Source organism: Rheinheimera sp. UJ51 (assembly GCF_020819615.1).
Taxonomy (GTDB): Bacteria; Pseudomonadota; Gammaproteobacteria; order Enterobacterales; family Alteromonadaceae; genus Alishewanella; species Alishewanella maricola.
In genome coordinates, this window is sequence record NZ_JAJHOG010000014.1 from 73507 (window position 1) to 94182 (window position 20676).

14 protein-coding genes and 1 tRNA gene are annotated in these 20676 nt (G+C 44.1%); 4 read left to right on the forward strand and 11 right to left on the reverse strand.

All coding sequences use genetic code 11. The features are described 5' to 3' along the window. Window positions 1-59 precede the first annotated feature (59 nt). Window positions 60-1421 carry a DNA repair protein RadA gene (gene radA, locus LMJ53_RS14810; protein ID WP_229587937.1) on the reverse strand — a complete coding sequence of 454 codons (1362 nt, stop codon included), beginning with the start codon at window positions 1419-1421 and terminating at the stop codon, window positions 60-62. A 115-nt stretch (window positions 1422-1536) separates the two neighbouring features. Here radA and LMJ53_RS14815 point away from each other — a divergent pair, with 115 nt between their 5' ends. After that, window positions 1537-4053: a PilZ domain-containing protein gene (locus LMJ53_RS14815; protein WP_229587939.1), complete on the forward strand. Its 2517-nt coding sequence runs from the start codon at window positions 1537-1539 to the stop codon at window positions 4051-4053. Window positions 4054-4056: 3 nt separating this feature from the next. Here the strand turns inward: LMJ53_RS14815 and LMJ53_RS14820 are convergent, their stop codons facing one another. Both LMJ53_RS14820 and serB read right to left on the reverse strand, forming a co-directional pair. Further along, the gene (locus tag LMJ53_RS14820; protein WP_229587941.1) at window positions 4057-4950 is read right to left on the reverse strand and encodes an alpha/beta fold hydrolase; all 894 of its coding nucleotides are present in this window, start codon (window positions 4948-4950) and stop codon (window positions 4057-4059) included. Continuing rightward, window positions 4947-5960, reverse strand: a complete 1014-nt coding sequence (gene serB, locus LMJ53_RS14825) for a phosphoserine phosphatase SerB (protein ID WP_229587943.1) — start codon at window positions 5958-5960, stop codon at window positions 4947-4949. Before serB ends, LMJ53_RS14820 begins: the two co-directional genes overlap by 4 nt. 86 nt (window positions 5961-6046) lie before the next feature. On the opposite strand from serB, the gene LMJ53_RS14830 reads away from it, so the two are divergent. Then, window positions 6047-6640, forward strand: a complete 594-nt coding sequence (locus LMJ53_RS14830; RefSeq protein ID WP_229587945.1) for an AhpA/YtjB family protein — start codon at window positions 6047-6049, stop codon at window positions 6638-6640. A gap of 28 nt (window positions 6641-6668) precedes the next feature. Here LMJ53_RS14830 and LMJ53_RS14835 read toward each other — a convergent pair whose 3' ends face one another. From LMJ53_RS14835 to prfC, 4 genes are read right to left on the reverse strand one after another with little or no spacing between them, the layout of a single operon-like run. Continuing rightward, window positions 6669-7478, reverse strand: a complete 810-nt coding sequence (locus tag LMJ53_RS14835) for a TatD family hydrolase (protein WP_229587947.1) — start codon at window positions 7476-7478, stop codon at window positions 6669-6671. 27 nt (window positions 7479-7505) lie between these two features. Next, window positions 7506-8141 (reverse strand): pyridoxamine 5'-phosphate oxidase, encoded by a 636-nt coding sequence (gene pdxH, locus LMJ53_RS14840; protein ID WP_229587949.1) that lies wholly within the window; start codon window positions 8139-8141, stop codon window positions 7506-7508. A gap of 1 nt (window position 8142) precedes the next feature. Beyond that, on the reverse strand, window positions 8143-9882 hold the full coding sequence (gene argS, locus LMJ53_RS14845) for an arginine--tRNA ligase (RefSeq protein WP_229587951.1): 1740 nt from the start codon (window positions 9880-9882) through the stop codon (window positions 8143-8145). 11 nt (window positions 9883-9893) lie between these two features. Then, a complete protein-coding gene (prfC, locus tag LMJ53_RS14850) occupies window positions 9894-11480 on the reverse strand; it encodes a peptide chain release factor 3 (RefSeq protein WP_226751997.1) in 1587 nt (528 codons plus the stop codon). Between the two features lie 428 nt (window positions 11481-11908). On the opposite strand from prfC, the gene LMJ53_RS14855 reads away from it, so the two are divergent. Next, window positions 11909-14956: a chemotaxis protein CheB gene (locus tag LMJ53_RS14855; protein ID WP_229587953.1), complete on the forward strand. Its 3048-nt coding sequence runs from the start codon at window positions 11909-11911 to the stop codon at window positions 14954-14956. A 21-nt stretch (window positions 14957-14977) separates the two neighbouring features. Continuing rightward, a complete protein-coding gene (locus tag LMJ53_RS14860; protein WP_229587955.1) occupies window positions 14978-17227 on the forward strand; it encodes an EAL domain-containing protein in 2250 nt (749 codons plus the stop codon). 35 nt (window positions 17228-17262) lie between these two features. On the opposite strand, the gene rimI is transcribed toward LMJ53_RS14860, so the two are convergent. The 4 genes from rimI to LMJ53_RS14880 all read right to left on the reverse strand — a co-directional run bounded on the left by rimI (window position 17263) and on the right by LMJ53_RS14880 (window position 20302). After that, on the reverse strand, window positions 17263-17712 hold the full coding sequence (gene rimI / locus LMJ53_RS14865; RefSeq protein WP_229587957.1) for a ribosomal protein S18-alanine N-acetyltransferase: 450 nt from the start codon (window positions 17710-17712) through the stop codon (window positions 17263-17265). Continuing rightward, the gene (locus LMJ53_RS14870) at window positions 17705-18058 is read right to left on the reverse strand and encodes a hypothetical protein (RefSeq protein ID WP_229587958.1); all 354 of its coding nucleotides are present in this window, start codon (window positions 18056-18058) and stop codon (window positions 17705-17707) included. The genes rimI and LMJ53_RS14870 overlap by 8 nt, the downstream gene beginning before the upstream one ends. A 9-nt stretch (window positions 18059-18067) precedes the next feature. Then, a tRNA-Trp gene (locus tag LMJ53_RS14875) sits at window positions 18068-18144 on the reverse strand. A gap of 136 nt (window positions 18145-18280) precedes the next feature. Then, complete coding sequence (locus LMJ53_RS14880) at window positions 18281-20302, reverse strand: alpha/beta hydrolase family protein (protein ID WP_229587960.1); 2022 nt, start codon at window positions 20300-20302, stop codon at window positions 18281-18283. Window positions 20303-20676 lie beyond the last annotated feature (374 nt).

Genomic DNA, 20676 nt, shown 5'->3' on the forward strand with positions numbered 1-20676 from the left:
TCTCATCACACTCACACCTCCGCTACGACGGAGGTGTTTTTTATGACCCTACCGACTTTCTAAATTGCTTCTAACGCTTCTGCTAATTTACTCACACCGATGACCTGCATACCCTCAATTGCCTCTTTGGGCGCATTCGCCATCGGCACGATAGCGCGCCGAAAACCATGTTTTGCCGCTTCACGTAAACGTTCTTGCCCACTCGGTACCGGCCTAATTTCACCCGCCAAGCCGACTTCACCGAATACGACCAAATCATTGGGCAAGGGTTTATCACGAAAACTCGATACCAAGGCCAGCAAGGTCGCTAGATCAGCACTCGTTTCATTGACCTTAACGCCGCCGACGACATTGACAAACACATCTTGATCGGCCATTTGCAAACCACCGTGGCGATGCATAACGGCCAATAACATAGAAATACGGTTTTGCTCCATACCCAAAGTCACGCGTCTTGGATTATTCAGCGGTGAATAATCAACTAACCCTTGGATCTCGACTAATAATGGCCGCGTTCCTTCCCAAAGCACCATCACAATACTGCCTGATTGATCTTCTTTGCCACGCGTTAAAAAAATAGCCGAAGGATTTTTCACTTCTTTCATACCCTGACCCGTCATGGCAAAGACGCCTAGCTCATTTACCGGGCCAAAGCGATTTTTATGGCCACGCATGGTGCGATAGCGGCTATCGGTATCGCCATCGAGCATTACCGAGCAGTCAATACAATGCTCAAGTACCTTAGGGCCGGCCAGCGAGCCATCTTTTGTGACATGGCCCACCATAATAATGGCGATATGATACTGCTTGGCAAAGCGTGTTAAAAAGGCCGCACTTTCTCTAACCTGCGACACACTCCCTGGGGCCGATTGCACATCAGCTAAATGCATCACTTGGATGGAGTCGATAACCATAATGCGGGGCTTTTCTTGCTGCGCTAATTGGCAAATCGTTTCGACATTGGTCTCTGCCAGCATTTTTAACGCGCCCATTGGTAAACCTAAGCGCTGAGCACGCATCGCCACTTGCTGTAAAGACTCTTCCCCCGTGACGTACAAGGCACCACCCTGTTCAGCTAAGCCACACATCATTTGTAGTAATAAGGTACTTTTACCGGCACCAGGATGCCCACCGATTAAAATAGCAGAGCCCGGCACAATACCGCCGCCTAACACGCGGTCAAACTCAACAAAGCCGGTACTAAATCGGGGTACTTCTTGCAGATCGACTTCATCCAAGCGCATCACTTTAGCGACGGTGGTACCGGCATAACCATCCAGCCGGGTATTTTTCGTTTTGACTGCACCAAGTCTCACTTCAGTAATACAGTTCCAAGCCGAGCATTCAGAGCACTGACCTTGCCAGCGCATAAAATCGGCACCACACTCATTACATACGTAGGCGGTTTTTGTTTTTGCCATGATCTTTCCTAATTTGAATAAAAGGCACAGATATTGCTTTTCGAAATAGAACAACGTAGCTTAATCTCATTATAACCCTAAGCTGCCAAAATTTTGGCAACTGAATCAGCTGACTATGACTGCAACCGACTTTAAAGAGCAATCTGGCATTATTGAAAGGATGAAAGGACTGATCAACTCACCTGAGTTTGAGCAGACCTTTGCTAGCCTGTCTGCCAGCCTGCCTAAGTCAAAACAGTTCTTATTAAAAATGGAACTGAAGCGTCTTGCTCAGCCTTGCAACTATTACATTGATTTACGCGGCCATGTTGATGGTGATGTTAAACCTTTTGTCTATTTAGGCAAAACCCATCACCTAGATGATACCGCACGGCAGATCTTTGAAAACGGCGTTAACGATTACGGCCAGTACACCATTGGCGTTTACGAAGAAGTCATGAACGCCGACAATAACTTTCGGGTTCGTCATCGCAAAGAAACCGAAGAGCGCATTCGAAATGCGTTAGCACAACGCCGTAATGGTTTGCAGCTGCCCGACCCCGCGAACACGCAAGAAAATACCGAGCCAGCAGAAGAAACCAGTAACCCGAATAAATTGGTGCAGTTTGGCTATTACATCAGCCGCTGTGAAGAGCGCATGAATTATGGCATTGAAGTAGAAGTCCGCCATGCGGATCAGCGTTTTAGTGCCATGACCACGGATCTGTCTGTTGGTGGTTGTAAATTAAAAATACCGGCGGGGCGGCAAATTGTTGTGGGCGACACCCTCAATTTGGCTTTGCGTGGCTTAGAAAAAGAATTCACCTTGAATTTGCCTAAGGGCTTAAATTATCAAGTCTTAGAAGTTGATGAGCAGGATAAATACAACTATCTGCGGTTAAAGCGCTTGGATCCAGAACAAGAAGGCTCGTTTAATCAATTTTTACAGAGTTTTATTCATGGTAATAAACGCCGCTACAAGGTGAATTTAGATAACACCACCGACGCCGTCATTACCAAAGGCTATGAACAATACTATTTGCCGCGAATTAATACTTTACCGGTTTATTTATCGGTTGTTGATGGCCAAGTCAGTAGCCGTTTTTGCCTCACCAGTGATTACAACAAAAGTGTTTGGCATTATTTTTTGGATGAACAGCAACTCTCAGTATTAAGCCATGTACTTTCTGCCAAGCGGCTAAAACTGCTGTTGAGCCAGACCTCGACCGAACGCTCCAGTATCTTGTATTGCTTTACCCACGCAGCAAAAGGCAAATTGTATTTTTATGCTGCGACGGATCTTGAACTTGCCGAATCAAGCGCTTTACGTGAGATGTTTTTTGGGTTTGGCGCCGGCAAGCCCAGTTGGCGGGTATTCCATCTTAATTTATTAAAAACTAACGTAAGCCAAAGCATTAATGAATTTGCCATACCCGGCGCGGTCAACACACAAAAACCGTCCCCCTTAATCGCGGGCATGCTCAAAGACATGCATTATATTGCCGCACTAACTGAAATCAGTTCGGCTGAACATCGACGTTATTACTCGGGCTACACTTACCAAACTGATAAATTAGCGGCCTTAAATAAATTTGGATTAAGTAAAGCCCTTCAAGCCAAACCCTGCGAAGCGGTGGCTATTCATTATATTAACTTACGTGCCGAGTCGCGTTATTTGTATAAAACCACCGTGTTAGTTCGAAGCAAACCAGAGCAAGCCCCTATCAGCAGTTTTAGCCGAGACTTCTCTACTGGCGGTCTACAAATTGAATTTAGCCAACCTGTCGATTTTCAAAAAGGCGATATACTGCTCTTTGAATTACCTGATCTTCAAAAAATCACCAACAAACATCAATTATCGGGCTTACCTTACGAAGTGATGGCGGTGAGTAAAAGCCGCACCATTATGAATTTGAAAATTGCCAAAACCGATTCTCATATTGGTAAGGTGTTTTTTCAGCAGTTAATCCAAAGTAACCGCAGCAAATTAACCGTGGCCGAAGAAACACCAAAGTACCCTGGCTTATCGGATGCGCTGCGCAATATGTATGTTAAAACGCTGAATAACTTTGCGGTTTTTATTCATCGCAAAGGCCTACGCCATGACGTGAATGTGTTAGGCCGCGGCGCCCAGCCCAATGCGATCCATAAGTTGCTGCAACTGTCGCAACAGAGCAGCAAAAGCTTAGATTTTAGTTTATTGACGAAAGAGCACGTGCTAACGCAAGAAGTTGCTAATTTTTTAAAGCAAATGAAGCGACATGATCCGTCTAAACAATTTGAGTTATATATTCGGGTTACCCCGTTAGACAATGGTCAACTGGAGTTTAGTAGCCATTATGATTTTGAGTTTAAGCAAGCGGAAGATCTGCAAATCTTTATTTTAGATGCCATTGAACATCATGTGCTGTTTAGCTTTAAACTCTATGTTTCTCGCACCGGTAAGCTCGACTCAGAATATATTGCCAAGGAAATTGGCTATATCAGTGTTTATGCTATGCACAAAGCCAAAACGTTAGAGGAAGAGTTGTGGCATGTCGAAGGGGTGGCTGATGGCGTAGAAACCTCTGCAGAGATGGTCATTCGCTATAATGCGGCGGCGGCGGCGGCTCAACAGCAAGCGCGCTTGGCTATCTTAGCGCGCGCTAAATAGCCGTTATAAGTTTTTTAGCCACTGCGCGAGTTCTTCAAAATGATCTGTTGCTGCAGCGGGATGCGTTAACATCGAAATATGATCATAGTTTTGCGAATAACCCTGCGTTTTACCCAATAAACTGAACTTCGCCTCACGCTGAGCGCATTCTACGATAAAAGCTTGTACATCCTTAGGGTGACCTAGCACGCGATCATGCTCGGCGGCAAAATGCCAAATGGCCGGCCAAGCGGCTTGCTGACAAGCTTGCTGATAATCAAAACCATCTGTGCAATCTTTAAACGGTGCACCTTTGATCCAACGAATGGTATCCAACAAAAATTGTCTGGGCTCATCATCCGCCCCTAAACGCCAGCGTTTGGCAGGTAAATAACCGGGCTGCCGACTTAACCAAGGGGCCAGATTATTCCAGACCATATCGATTTTCAGCCATTTTGCTAATGATCGCACACTGATCACGCGTTTTGTGCCAAAACAAACCTTGGCTTTAACTTTCTGCAGTAAATGCGGATGACGGGCTAAACTCGCCGCCGCTAACACGCCGCCCCACGAATGACACATTAAGATTAAGGGCTGTTGATGTAAGTCGTAAAAATGCTCGATTAAGCGCGGAATATCATGGCAAATTAATTGTTGCTGATTTTGCTGCAAGCCAGCAGCCAGCGAGGGTTGTGATAAACCACGACCAGCAAAATCGACGGCATAACCAATAAACCCCTGATCGGCTAAGAAGCTGGCAAGGCCTTTACCTGAATGGCTGTAAAAAATGCGCCCATTCTCAATTGCACCGTGCAAATACAACACCGGCGCAAGTGAACCGTGCAGCGGTGTTAATTGCCTAACATGCAGATGATAGTCTTTTAAATCAACAAACAACGAATGTTGTTGATGCTTCACGCGGGTTCAACCAAATACAATAGCTGCAATAAGCTGCCGGAGGTGATCGCCGCTTTGGCCGCCGCCTGCACCTTGGGTTTAGCATGAAAGGCTACACCTAAGCCGGCTTGTTGCAACATTAATAAGTCATTAGCGCCATCTCCTATGGCGATGGTTTGAGCCAGTGGAATGTGATACTGCGCAGCTAACTCGGCAACAACAGCCGCTTTACGCTCTGCATCAACAATGGGTCCTAACACCTTACCCGTTAACTTACCCTCAACAATGTCTAATTGATTAGCAAAGGTTGCCGTTAAGCCCAGTTGCTGCTTTAGGGCATCAGTAAAATAGGTAAAACCGCCGGAGGCGATAGCGACCTGCCAATGATGACGCTGCAAGGTTGCCACCAACTCGGTTAACCCCGGCATTAACGGTAACTTATCTAATACTTGCTGCAGCACTGATTCAGGCGCACCGGCTAAAGCCGCCACCCGCTGTTGCAAGCTTTGTGCAAAATCCAGCTCACCGTTCATCGCTCTGGCAGTAACGGCGGCCACCTGTTCACCCACACCGGCTAACTTAGCAATCTCGTCGATACATTCAATTTCAATGGCCGTCGAGTCCATATCCATCAGTAATAAACCGGGCTGCGTTAACGCGGGACGCGTTGCTAAAAATACCAGCTGGCAATCTAGCGCTGTCGCGATCTGGTTTAATCGCGCTTGCTCAGGTTGCATCAGTGCGGGGCTTTGCAACAACAGGCCGGCCGGTAAGCTAGCAAGCGGTTGATTGACACTGACGGTTAATAACATGGCAGGTAATGCCAGCGCAGCTAAAATCTGCTCAAGTTGGCTCAAACTCTGCTCGCCACCAAAGTAAATTAATACTGGGCCACTGGCAGCGCTATCAGCTGTTGCCACGCTCTGAATTTGCCCAGCTCGCCATTCTAAACACAACGGCTGCTGCGCTTCAGTTAACATCGACTCAAGCTCACGATTAAACGGAGCTAATACTTTAGAAAAATTCGACACGCTCTGCCCTATACTTAACTGAATGACCATGGCATGCTACAACACTTTAGGCAGCGACCTGCCGACGTCATTTAGCGGTTAAAAATATGCAGCACCATAGCCTATCAGGTCATCGATATTCAAGCTTTATTACCTTATTACAACTGGCATTAGCCGTATTAGGTATCTGGTTTATTTTGCATAGCTGGGGCGCAGCACGCACTGAAGGCCAGCAACTGTTGATGCAACAAAATAAACTGCTGATGCGTGAAACCTTAATTGCCATGTCTTACACCGCCGGTTATTTATTAGAAAATGACGAATTGGAAGGCTTGTCGCAATTAACTCAGCATATTGCCGAAAATCCGTTCTTACATGATGTCGTGGTTTATGATGCGAATGGCGTCAGGATCAGTTGGTCAGAAGCGAATTCTGCCGCACGCTTACTGTATCGCCCCGACCAGCCTTTAGCATTAATCCCGATGGTAGAAGAAATTCGAGTGAACAACGAATTGCTTGGCTATATCAAATTAAGTTTATTGCAGGATGAAAAGTTGTTTCCGGGCTATCATTCTTGGCAGCAATTAATGCAACAAATCTTAGGTCTGCTGCTACTTACTGGTGCGGTGGGCATGTTACTAAAACGCAATGTTAGCCTGTTAAGTCAGCGCTATCGCAAACCACCTACTCCCCAAGCCTAGTACTCTTTCCCTTAACGCTTTTCGCCGGTTAGCTCAGTCGCAAGATCTGACGACTATTTTGCCACAACGCCGCAGCGAGCTGCGGTGGGGATTCATCTCTTAATTGACATAAAGCGTCAAACACCTGCGCTAACTGCGCTGGCGTATTAACCTGCCCTTGAAAACCGCATAGCGGCATAGCGGGTGCATCGGTCTCTAACACTAAAGCCGACAGCGGTAATTTACTGACCGCATTCCGTGTTTTTTCCGCTCGGCTATAGGTAATAGTGCCACCGATACCTAATTTGAACCCCGCATCGATAAAAGCATGCGCTTGTTGCTGACTTCCTGAAAACGCATGCAAAATGCCGCCTTCACTAAACTGCTGACGTTTAATTTCCGCTAATAACGCTGGCTGACTTTTACGATGGTGCAAGATCACCGGTAATTTATGCCGTTTGGCTAACGCTAATTGTGCTGCAAACAATTGCTGCTGTATGACAAAACTGTCTGCATCTAACGCGAAATCAAGGCCAATTTCACCAATGGCCTGCACCGATACCTCTGGCTGTTGCAACTGCAACGCCAGCAAATCAATATCCGCTAAGTGGTGTTTAATGGCCCACCAAGGATGAATACCCAAAGCAACATAAAATTGCGGGTTGGTTTGACACAGCTTCAGCAAACGCGGCCAATTTTCTTTGGCCACTGCTGGAATTAACAAGGCTTGCACCCCAGCTTGCTGTGCTAGGCACCAATGCGCTGGCCACGTAGGCCAGAGCTCGGGTAAGTCAAGATGACAATGGGTGTCGAATAGCGGGTAAGACATCGAGCGAGCTGTTATTTGGGGGTTATTCACTCGCGCGTTTCCTTCTTTACTGCAGCGTTAAGGGCACAGCCGCTCAATTTGCCAGCCAAGATCCGTTTGCCGATACATAAAGCGGTCATGTAAGCGATGCTCACCGCCTTGCCAAAATTCAATTTGATAAGGCCGTACTAAAAAGCCGCCCCAAAAATCGGGTAACGACACATCACCATGCGAAAATTTTTCTTTGATTTCCGCAAATTTCTGCATCAGTGCCAAGCGCGTTGACACCGGCCGACTTTGCTCCGATGCCCAAGCTGCCAACTGGCTTTCTTTGGGTCGTGATAAGAAATACTTCATTACCTGACTGGTAGGCACGCGTTCTGCCGTCCCATAAACGATAACTTGGCGCTCGAGAGGATGCCACGGAAAGTGTAAGCAAACTTTCGGATTAGCCGCTAACTCGGTAGCCTTACGGCTGCCAAGATTAGTGTAAAAGGTAAAGCCGCTCGGGCTCAGATCTTTTAACAATACCAGCCGCTGTGACGGCTGACCCTCAGCGTCGACGCTCGCTACACACATGGCGGTCGGATCGGGCAACTCTGCCGCCACCGCATCTTTTAACCAGTGTTCAAATTGCACAATGGGATCGGCATCGAGCTTGTCGAGATCCAATTTATCTTTGGTGTAGCTGCGGCGAATCGCGTCGATTTTCATGTTACATCCGTTCCATTACTTCAATACCCAGAAGGTCCAAGCCTTTGTGTAATAACTTGGCGCTAAAAATACTCAGCATTAAACGGCTGTCACGCGTTGCTGGTTCAACACCTTCTTTTAGAATAGGACAGGCTTCATAGAACGTCATGTATAAACTGGCCAGTTCATACAAGTAATTACACAGTAAATTCGGCTGAGCTTCCTTCATCACTTGTTGCAAGGTTTCTTCAAAACGCAACAATTTAACGGCTAACAATTTTTCCTGCTCGGCGCCAATCACGATTTCAGCATGAAAATCAGCCGCAACCTCGGCTTTGCGTAAAATACTGCGTACCCGAGTATAGGCATATTGTAAGTAAGGTGCGGTAGCGCCTTCAAAGCTGAGCATCGCATCCCAGCTAAAAATATAGTCACTGGTACGGTTTTTCGATAAATCCGCATATTTTACCGCCCCAATGCCAACCTTACGGGCGATCTCAGCCATCTCAGCTGCTGATAAATCGGTCACTTTATCTTGTAATACCGCATTGGCGCGAACTACCGCTTCTTCCAGGAGTTCAGCCAGCTTTACTGTGCCGCCAGTTCGCGTTTTAAAGGGTTTACCATCTTCACCCATCATGGTGCCGAACGGGCAGTGATCATAGGCTGTGCGCTCGGCTAAATAACCGGCCTTGCGCGCCACTAATTCGACTTGTTTAAAGTGCAGGGCTTGCCGTGCATCCGTGAAGATAATAATGCGATCGGCGGCTAACTCGTGGCTGCGATACTGACACGCGGCTAAATCGGTAGTCGAATATAAGAAACCCCCACCGGTTTTTTGAATGATAAAAGGTGAAGGGGTACCCTCTTTATCGGCTAATTCTTGCAAAAACACCACTAAAGCACCTTGGCTTTCAACCGCGATATCTTTTGCGACTAACTCAGCAACAATCGGTTGTAACATAGCGTTATAGGCGCTTTCAGGTTTGATATCAGCATTCGTCAGGGTGACATTCAGTTTCTGATAAACGTCGTTGCTGTGCTTAATCGAGGTATCAATAAACATCTGCCACAATTTTTGGCAATGCGCATCACCGCTTTGTAGTTTCACCACGTAATCACGTGATTTATCCGCAAAACCGCTTTCATCATCAAAACGCTTTTTCGCTTCCCGATAGAAATCTTCAAGATCGGCTAAGGCGACCGTTTCTAAATCGACACCGGCGGCGATTTTGTCTTCTAAATGCGCAATCAGCATACCAAATTGCGTGCCCCAATCGCCCATATGGTTCTGTCGGATCACGGTGTCCCCCCAGAACTCAAGGGTTCGTACAACCGCATCACCAATAATGGTTGAACGTAAATGGCCAACGTGCATTTCTTTGGCTAAGTTAGGCGCAGAATAATCCACCACCACCGTTTGCGGTGTAGGATTCACCGCAACGCCCAAACGGCTGTCGGTTGCTGCCGTCGTTAATTGCGATGCGAGCCAGTTTTTATCTAACTTCACATTGATAAAACCAGGCCCCGCTATTTCAACGTTTTCGGCCATGTCGGCAAGATCGAGCAGCTCTAGTAACTGTTGCGCCAGCTGCCGCGGATTAGTTTTTAATAACTTGGCTGCCGCCATAGCGCCATTGATCTGATAATCACCAAATTCTGGCCGCGTGCTTTGCGTCACAGCCGCATTAACGTTATCGGTTAAGCCAAGCTGTTGAAAGGCGGCAAGGGTTTTCTCAGTTAAAAGGTGTTTAATATTCATACGGCAACCTGTTAATGCTCGCGGGTTTTAAGGAATTTAATTTTCGGATAACGTTCAATAGCGAGGTTTAAGTTAACCATCGTGGGTGCGATATAAGTCAGGTTATCGCCGCCATCTAAGGCCAAGTTATTACTGGCTTTATTCTGGAACTCTTGCAGTGTTTTAGCATCATCACAGTAAACCCAGCGCGCGGTGCTCACATTCACACTCTCGTATAGAGCGTCAACGTTGTACTCTGATTTTAAGCGATGCACGACCACATCAAACTGCAGCACCCCGACAGCACCCACAATCAAGTCATTATTATCCAGCGGACGGAACACTTGCACAGCGCCCTCTTCCGCTAACTGAACTAAGCCTTTTAACAACTGCTTTTGTTTCAATGGATCACGTAAGCGAATACGGCGAAATAACTCCGGTGCAAAATTCGGGATACCGCTAAATTGCATATTTTCACCGGTGGTGAAGGTGTCACCAATTTTGATGGTGCCATGGTTATGCAAACCGATAATATCGCCTGGGTAAGCTTCTTCTAAATGCTCGCGATCACCGGCTAAAAAGGTTAACGCTTGCGGGATCAAAACGTCTTTACCAATACGTACATGACGCACTTTCATGCCTTTCTCATACTTACCTGACACGATACGCATAAACGCGACACGGTCTCGATGCTTCGGATCCATGTTAGCTTGAATTTTAAAAACGAAGCCGCTAAAGCCGGTTTCCGTAGCTTGTACTGTGCGCGTGTCTGTCGCTCGGGGTTGCGGCGTAGGCGCCCACTCGGTCAAGCCATCCAGCATATGATCCACACCGAAGTTACCCAGAGCCGTACCAAAGAACACCGGCGTCAGTTCGCCTTTTAAAAACAAGTCTTGATCAAACTCGTTACTCGCGCCTTGCACCAACTCCATTTCATCGCGCAGTTGCTGTGCATAATAGCCAAGCCGTTTATCCAGTTCAGGATTGTTGAGGCCTTTGATCACGTCAACATCTTGAATAGTGTGCCCAAGGCCCGACTTATAAAAAATGACCTCGTCGCGTAAAATGTGATACACGCCTTTAAATTCTTTACCTGAGGCAATCGGCCAGGTGATTGGTGCACAAGCAATCTTTAAAACGCTTTCAACTTCATCCAATAAATCAATTGGATCGCGAATATCTCGATCCATTTTGTTCATAAAAGTGACGATCGGCGTATCACGCAGGCGTGTGACTTCCATCAGTTTGATGGTGCGATCTTCAACCCCTTTAGCACCATCAATGACCATTAAACAGGAATCGACGGCGGTTAAGGTACGATAGGTATCTTCGGAGAAATCTTCGTGACCCGGCGTGTCTAGCAGGTTGACCAAACAATCATGATAAGGAAACTGCATGACGGAAGTTGTCACGGAAATACCGCGCTCTTTTTCCATCTCCATCCAGTCTGAAGTAGCAAACTGGCCCGATTTTTTACCTTTAACAGTACCGGCTTTTTGGATCAAGTGTCCGAACAACAACACTTTTTCAGTGATCGTCGTTTTACCGGCATCGGGGTGAGATATGATTGCAAAAGTTCTTCTAGAATTGATTTCGTTAAGAAAGTTTTGGTCTGCCATTAATAAAGTCTTTTCATTTCTGCATGGATTTCGACAAATAATTGCAGAGCCCGCAGTAGAGCCCTTCGTTTGCTAGATCCATTATGTTTAACATCATTGGTGGCTATTTTCGCTGATCCTGACGCTTTAAACAATCAATGCTTTTCATCAAGGGGTCAGGTAAGGCTAAACAGGCGCTGCAACCTGCAAAAAAAACGAAAACATTTCAAATTGAAACAAAGTAAGGGTATGGCAGGAAATTTGACTAAAAAACTGAAGCGGTCAAGTGCGATTGTACTGCGGGTTAAATCTGCAATTTCAATCAAACCGCCCACGTAAACAGCAGGAATGGAATAAAACACGGTTATCTAATATTTATCTACTATACTTTAAAATGAAGCTTTCCTTAATTTACCTCTTGCTACACTTTGACAGGATATGTCGTCTTAATGCCAAAAAATATTATAACTAACCAACAAGAACCTACTGATAACATCATATTAGAGACGCATGAAAAATCGCCTCAAGATACCACAGTGTTAACTGTCGTCGGTATTGGTGCTAGCGCTGGCGGTTTAGAAGCTTTGCAGCAGCTTGTTTCACACCTGCCAAAAACCAGCGGTATGAGTTTTGTTTTAGCTCAGCATTTATCGCCGTCATATCGCAGCATGATGGTCGAGCTACTAGAGAAAACCTCAACCATCCCCATTAAAGAGCCGAAAAATAACGAACATATTCGTCCGAATACACTCTATATCTGCCCTCCTAACTACAACATCGAAATTAGTACCAACGACACCATTATTTTGTCAGCCACCAGCGTTATTCGACACTTACCGCGTCCTTCGGTGGATATGCTGTTTGAATCGATCGCCTTTGTAAAAGGTGAAATGGCCATCGGAATTATTTTATCAGGCACCGGCTCTGACGGCTCGCGGGGCATTGGTATTATTAAAGGAGAAGGCGGTTTCAGTATTGTACAAGATCCCAATACCGCCAAGTTTGATGGGATGCCTAAATCAGCGATCAATTCTGGGAACGTTGATATTATTTTAGCGCCAAAAGACATTGCCATTGAGCTGAGTAATATCGTTAAGTTTCCTCGCATCAAATCTTCCGACATGGAAAAAAACATTCCTAAAGAGCTGTATCACAGCATTTTGAAGAAGATCAGACGCCAGCACAAAGTGGATTTTAGCCTATACAAAGAGAAAACGATTATGCGCCGCATAGAGCGTCGTATGACAGCCTTAAAAATCACTAACTTTCAAAAATATCTCGAGCATTTAGACGAAGACCAAACCGAAATTAAAGTACTGTTCAAAGATATGTTAATTGGCGTAACCTCATTCTTTCGTGATCCACGCGCATTCAATCAACTGAGTGATGAGCTAAAAACCTATATTAAGCATAAAGACAATAAAATTATCCGCATTTGGGTGACCGCTTGCTCCACCGGTGAAGAAGCGTACACCCTAGCCATTATTTTAAATGAGATCCTAGGCACAAATGCCGAACGATTCAAAATTCAAATCTTTGCTACCGACATTGATGAAACCGCCATTGATTTTGCTCGTAATGGTGTTTATCCAGAAAGCGCCTTACGCAATATGCCAAAACAGCTTAGGCAAAAATACTTCACGGTAAACGGTGAGAACTTAGAAATTATAAAACCGATTAAATCTTTTTTGATTTTTTCTGTACACGATATTACCCAAGACCCGCCCTTTTTAAGATTAGATCTGATTTCATGCCGCAATCTATTAATTTATTTTAATATCGAATTACAACGCGCCATTATTCCGGTTTTCCATTATGCCCTAAACCCAAGAGGCTTATTATTTTTAGGCCAATCTGAGTCTATTGGCGTCTTTCAAGAAAAATTTTGCACCCTGTCACAATCTGGCAAGGTTTATGAAGCGGTATTCATGGATAAAAAAGTACCGCTGGCACGCAAAGCGCTGAAAAACATTCATAATGAAACGCATGCAGAGTCAACGCCTACTGCCCCAGAAATTCACAGTGAACTGTTGCAGGGAGATTTATTAGCCGCGTTAATTACCTCGCAATTAAAACAGATCGCCTTACCTAACGCTGTTTTAATAAATGAAAATATGGACATTATTTACAGTAGCGGCGTTAACCCATTATTAATTAGGCCCGAAGGCCCAACGAGTAATAATATCTATAAAAATCTTCACCCTGCGCTAACCATCGATTTGCGTTCAGCACTTTATCAATTGCAAAAAAGCTCATCGACTATCTTTAGTGCATTTCAACGCATTACTTTACAAGACGCGGTCCAGTGGGTCCGTTTTATTGTAATTGACATACCACAGCAGCCAAATATCGGTAAATTAATCTTAATTTTCTTTCAAGTAGAAGACCCACTCAATTTACCTATTGCCACATTAGAAAACACAGCAAACTTAGACTCTTTAGCTAAAGAGCAAGAACGTCAACTGCTCAAAGCCAAAGAGCAACTACAAACCGTGATTGAGGAGCTAGAAACCTCTAACGAAGAAATGCAGTCGATGAATGAAGAGTTGCAAAGTGCCAATGAAGAGCTACAAAGCGCTAACGAGGAACTAGAAACCACGAATGAAGAGTTACAATCAACTAATGAAGAACTGCAAAGCGCCTATGCCGAATTACGTATGGCTTATGACGACAAAGCTACGCAAGAACAGCATCTCACCAAATTATCTGAGCAACTAGAACAAGCCAATCAAATTCTGGAAGATGCAGAACGTGTTGGCCGAACCGGTTCTTGGTCATGGGAGGTTGCGAGAAACGAATTGACTTGGAGTAAAGGCGCTTTTAGCTTATTTGGGTTAACTACAGACAGTTTTACCCCGTCGTACGATGCTTTTATTAACCTCGCACATCGCGATGATCGCCTGAAGCTAGAGAACTACCTCAGCTCGGTTATGTCGGGTAAAAATGGAAAACCGTTTATTTATCGTGCTTTTACTAAAACCCGTAAAGCCATTTGGCTGTCACTTGAAACCAATGTTTCTTTTACTCATTTGAAGCAGGCCGAGAAAGTTATCGGTTCATTAACAGATATCACGGAGCGGGTAAAAATAGCCGCAAAACTAGAGGTGCATAAAAAAGAAACTGAATTATTACTCAATACCACGTTAAACGGGGTTTATATCTACAATTTCAAAAAGAATATGCATACTTATGTTAATCCGGCTTACAGCAAAATATTAGGTTACACATACGATGAAATGCTCGAGATGAAAGCAGCAGATTTCCAAACCTTGATCCACCCTGATGACATAACAAAATATAAATTGCACCTTGAGCAACTCAAAAAAGGCCGGATTGGCTCGCCTATTTCGATCCAATACAGAATAAAACCAAAAGAAACATCAGATTATATCCAAGTTAATTCAAATGATATGTTATATGAAAATGACTTACTAAACGGCAATCCAACGTCAATGATTGGTTCTTTTTTTAAAAATTCAGAGCAACATGTCGAGTAAGTACTGGGTAGTGGTAAAAATATGAAACGCACGTTAGAAGAATTAAAAACGTCAAACCAAGCGTTGCAGCAAGAAGTCGACACTTTACAGCACGCTATGCAGCAAGACTCGGCTGCCCACATCAGCCCAAGTACTTATCAAGCCGCCCTGCAATTACTTGAAAAGGTCATTAACGAGCTTACTGCTCAAACCGACTTATTTAGCCTGTTAGAGCAAAAGACCAATCAAACTATGGCGTCTCAAAAACAGTTTAATGCCATTTTTGAACATGCGCCGGTTGGTTTTGTCATTTTAAGCACCGACTTTCAGATTGTAAACGCCAACCAGTTAGCACGTAATCTGCTCTATCTACCCCATTACACTCATATTAAAGACGACGAACCCATCAAAGTGCATGCTTACTTAGCCAAAGGCGTGGCTCGTTTTATTGATTGGTTAAGAGCGGCCTCAACCGACAGTATTTCGGTTGAACTGCATCACCCTAAACGCCAGGGCCAAGTACAAATTTATCAAGCCAACTTTGAGCTTGACGGGCAATACTACCATTTATTATCTATGGTCTCAGTAGCGAAAGAGCATCAGTTAACCCAATCATTAAGCTTATTCAAAATGGTGGTCGAGAATCTACAAGAAGCCATTATGATAACGGATGAACATCATCATATTATTCACGTTAATCCCGCGTTTACTGCCATCACTGGCTACTCGCTAGACGATGTGTTTATGAAAAACCCTAATATTCTGTCATCAGGTAAACAGAGTTTGCAGTTTTATCAGGATATGTATGCGGAATTAAAAGAAAAGGGACAATGGCAAGGTGTATTGTATAACCGAACTAAAGCAGGTGTAGAATTTCCTGAAGAGTTGCATATTACCTCCGTTTACTCAGACAAAGCCCAAGATAAAACGATTAAATACTACATCGCCATCTTTGAAAATATTTCTGAGCAACTGGCCAAAGAAAAACACATGCAAACACTCGCTGAAACCGATGTGTTAACAGGGCTTTTAAATCGACAAGGCTTTAATCAGGTTTATCATAAAACCTTTGCAGCGGCGCAGCGTGATGGTGAAAACCTTGCGGTGTTATATATCGATTTAGACAAGTTCAAGTATGTTAATGACCAATACGGCCATGATTATGGGGATGAGTTACTAAAATCGATAGCAAAACGCTTACAGCATAATATAAAGGCAAAAGATGTTGCAGCACGAATTGGTGGCGACGAATTTGTGGTTTTAATTCAAGGTGATAACTTAGGTAAATTACTTAAGCATTTTGGTGCTAAATTACTTAAACTCTTATCCGCTCCCTACCGTTTATTTGAAATCACCTATACTTGTACCGCCAGTATCGGTATTGCTATCTATCCTGATGACGGCATTACCGAATCAGAACTGCTTAAAGCCGCTGATGCGGCTATGTATCAAGCGAAAACCTCAGGTAGAAACAAGTACGCTTTTTTAAATAAAAAATTGTTACAACAACAAGCCTCGGTAAGTGCTTACCTAGAGGCTATTCTAGAAGGGATCCACAAAGACCAATTTCAACTCTACTATCAAGCACAACATGACATGCGCACCGGCGCGATCACCGGTTTCGAGTCACTGGTGCGTTGGCAATTTGCCCCTAATGATATTCGTACGCCAGCCACTTTTTTACCACAAATAGAAAATGAAATATTAATGCTAATCATGGGGAAGAAACTATTAAATCAGGTATTTAGCCAAGTTAACACTTGGCAGAACTCCGGTTTTAATTGGCCTGTATCGATCAACCTATCGGCTAATCAGCTTAAAGATGATGACACCTATCAACAAATTGCCATGCTATGCCAACAATTTCCGAATACCGTGCCATTAATACACCTTGAAGTCACCGAAACCACAATTTTTGAAAAAGATGAAATGATATTTGAGAATTTAGAAAGATGTAAACGTCTGGGTTTGAAATTAGTTTTAGATGATTTTGGTACAGGCTACTCATCAATCTATAGCCTGAAGAAGTTTCAATTTGAAGTGATTAAAATAGATAAAAGCTTTATTGACGATATACTTCATCAAGATGCCGCCAATCTTGTTATCTTAAATGGCATTATTAGCCTGATCCAAGCACTTAACTTAGCGGTAATTTGTGAGGGCGTTGAAAACGAAATACAGGTGAGTTATTTATTGAACAAACAATGTACTGTAGCTCAAGGTTTTTTTTACAATAAGCCAATGCACCGTAATAAAGTATTCAGTTACATCCTGCCCTTTTTAGCAAAATAGCAGCAATAACCTCTGCTAAAAAGCAGCCGTGGCAATTAACTAAACGCTAAGGGTAAGCACATCAGCAATGCATCTTCGCGGCCCTGTGCGCTAACGTAGTAATTATTGCGGCGGCCTGTTTCGATAAAACCGGCTTGCTGATAAAGATGCAATGCCTGTTGGTTAGTTGCCCGAACCTCTAACCAGGCATCTAAAGCATTACGTTCGGTACTCTGTGCTACAAAGTGTGCAAGTAATAATTTACCGAAACCCTGACCTTGCGCCTGCGGCGCAACGGCAATATTAAATAATTGGCTTTCTACCCCCAGAAATTGGCCAATATAAAACCCTTGCAACTGTCCATGTTGAAACACACCATAATTAAAATATTGCTGATTAAAACAAGAACGAAATACCCCTTCAGTCCAAGGGTATAAATTAGCTGCCAACTCGATGTTCATTAAGGTAGGCAAATCTTCAAGGCTTAGTAGCCGGATCTCAGGCATCGACATACTCAGATAACAGTAACCATAGCTGACGCTTTAACATGGGTTGTTTAAGTGCCACGAGTGATGGGGTAATTAATTGCGGCACTTGCAATTGAAAGTCTACAGCGTTGGGGTTTATTTGCCAGTCTGTGATGCCAAGCGATGCCAACAGACACTCAATATCTGCCGCCAGCACATCCAGCTTGCTCGCCTCAACATTGGTTATAGATTCACTCTGGCGCGCATCAGTATCTTCAGCTGAGCACGGTTGCGAACAATCTGGATAAAACTCAGATTTAGGTTGCAACGGCACCACAGCAAGCTGCTTTAATAAAGTGAGATGTGTTTGAGAATACATTGTCATAAGAAGAAGTGGCAGGGGCAGAGGGATTCGAACCCCCAACCATCGGTTTTGGAGACCGCTGTTCTACCAATTGGAACTATGCCCCTAGCGTTGGAGTCGCTATTATACAAAGAACCGACTAAAGGTAAAGTAAAAAACATGATGCTCCCACCTGAATGAATAGAAAACATACACTTTTTAGTAAATAAAATAAAGCCCAGAATAAACTGGGCTTTATACGCACTATTTAGCGGTTTTTTGTCGATGTTTTTCAAACCAGTAAATAATGTAGGCGGGTTTCGCCATCATGTTACTTGGCCGTGTATGTATGGCATGCGATGCCCCAGGGATCCGCACCATCGCCGTTTCTACACCACGTAACTGTAATGCCTGATAATATTGCTCAGTTTCAGAAATAGGGGTTCGGAAATCAGATTCACCGGTTAATAGCATGGTGGGTGTTTCGACTTTACCAACATGCTGAATAGGAGAATATTTTAGATAATGCTCAGGATCTTCCCAAGGTAAAGCAGGAAACCAATACTGGCTAAAATAACTGTACATATCGGCATTTAACACAAAAGAATACCAGTTAATCACCGGGTTAACCGCAACCGCGGCGGCAAAGCGCTTGGTATGAGCAATACTCCATGTCGTCAGCACACCACCACCGCTACCGCCAGTAACGAACAACTCGCTCTCATCAATAAAACCTCGAGCAAGGACTTGATCAATACCATCCATCAGATCATTAAAATCATGGCTTGGATAATTATGATGTATCAAGTTAGCGAAGTCTTCACCGTAGCTCGTACTGCCTCGTGGGTTGGTATACAGCACCACATAACCCTGCGATGCCAGTAATTGCAACTCCATCGTAAAGTAAGGGCCATAAGCAGTATGGGGGCCACCATGGATCTCAAGGATCAAAGGATATTTTTTACTGGCATCAAAAGCCGGCGGATAAATTATCCAACCTTGCAGCTTACGTTTATCAACAGATGATTCGTACCAGAACTCTTCAACCTTCCCTATTTCACGTTTAAATAGTAAATCACGATTAAAGGAGGTTAGCTGCTGTTTTTTATTGCGCTGTAATGTCGCCAACTCAGCAGGATGGGCGGTACTGGCTTGCGTATAAGCTACTAAACCATTGTTGGCAACCGCGAATTGACCTCCTGAATAAGGCCGACTATAAGAAGATCCACCTAAATCATCAGCCAATACTTTTACTCGGCCATTCCCAGACAACTCAGCTAATAAACCTTTGCCTTCACTATCGTAAGTAATATAAAAATCTTTACTATTCGCTTGCCACTGAAAGCTTTCAATACCGCGATCCAAGTCTTCAGTTAAATTCTTACTATTGCTGCCATCAATATCCATAACATATAAGCGCATGGCCTGATGAGCTAATTTACGATCATCGTAACCTAAATAAGCAATCTTCTTGCCATCAGGAGAAACTTGCGGTTGTGTATCTGGACCAAAACGATCCGTTAAAGCCGTTAATTGTTTCGTCTTAATATCTAAACGAAATAACTCAGAATTTGACACCGCTGTTTGCCAATTTGCATGACGATTAGCAGATAAATATAACGCAGACCCATCAGGATGCCAACTTAAACTGCTGCCATGATTAAACTCATCTTCTGTCAACTGAATAGCACTGCCACCGTCAGCGGCAATTAAATACACCTGCGTAAAGCCCGCGGGTAAATAACCGGCACCATCAGCACGATATTGCTTATTATCAATATAAATAGGCGCTTTAGCCCACTCGGCATTAGCTGGCTTACCAGGTAAGGTTATTGGAGGCGCTTTAGTCACGGGGGTGAACATGGTAAAGGCTAACCATTGTCCATCTGGTGACCAACTTAGATTAGCAGGCGAATGATTAACATGGCTTAGCTGCACATTGCGGCCGCTATCTAACCAATACAAATGGATTTGCTGATCAGCTAAATAGGCAAGCTTACTATTATCAGGCGACCAACGTGGAGAAGAAGCACTCTGAGCAGAATGGGTCAGCGCTTGTAATTGCCCCTTTGCATCCGCTAACCACAACACAGAACGCCGACGGTCTGTTTGACGATCCATCCAATTGCGCACAAAAACAATTTTTTCGCCTTTACTATCGGGTTGAGGATCAGACACAAATTCAATTTCAAATACATCATCGTACTCAAGTGGAGTGGTAGCTTGTACCCCCCAACTTACTGAGCAAACAAGTAAAAAACTACAGAACGGTTTAACAAAACGCATAAGCGATTCTCATATTTAAGGAAGTACACTACCCATACTAGAACTCCCTGACCTTGCTGTATTAGCTTTTGCGGTTAATCAACATGGAATAACGACAGAACAAAGCCAAAACAATCTCATTACATTATCAGGAAATTTATCGGCAAAAATAATCAAAATTCACTGCTTGAAAGCGTTTTGTCAGTGATACTGCACGCGTAATTAGAGTGAACTTAGAGACTGAACAGACTTTAAGATGGAATGGTATTATACCATCTTGTTTTCTGCTCTAATTGTACTCACCAAATCATCACACTCTGAGTCTTATGAATCATACTGCTGAAGACATCCTTAAGCTTTCTCGCGCCGAGAAAAATGGGCGTAAGCGCATGCGT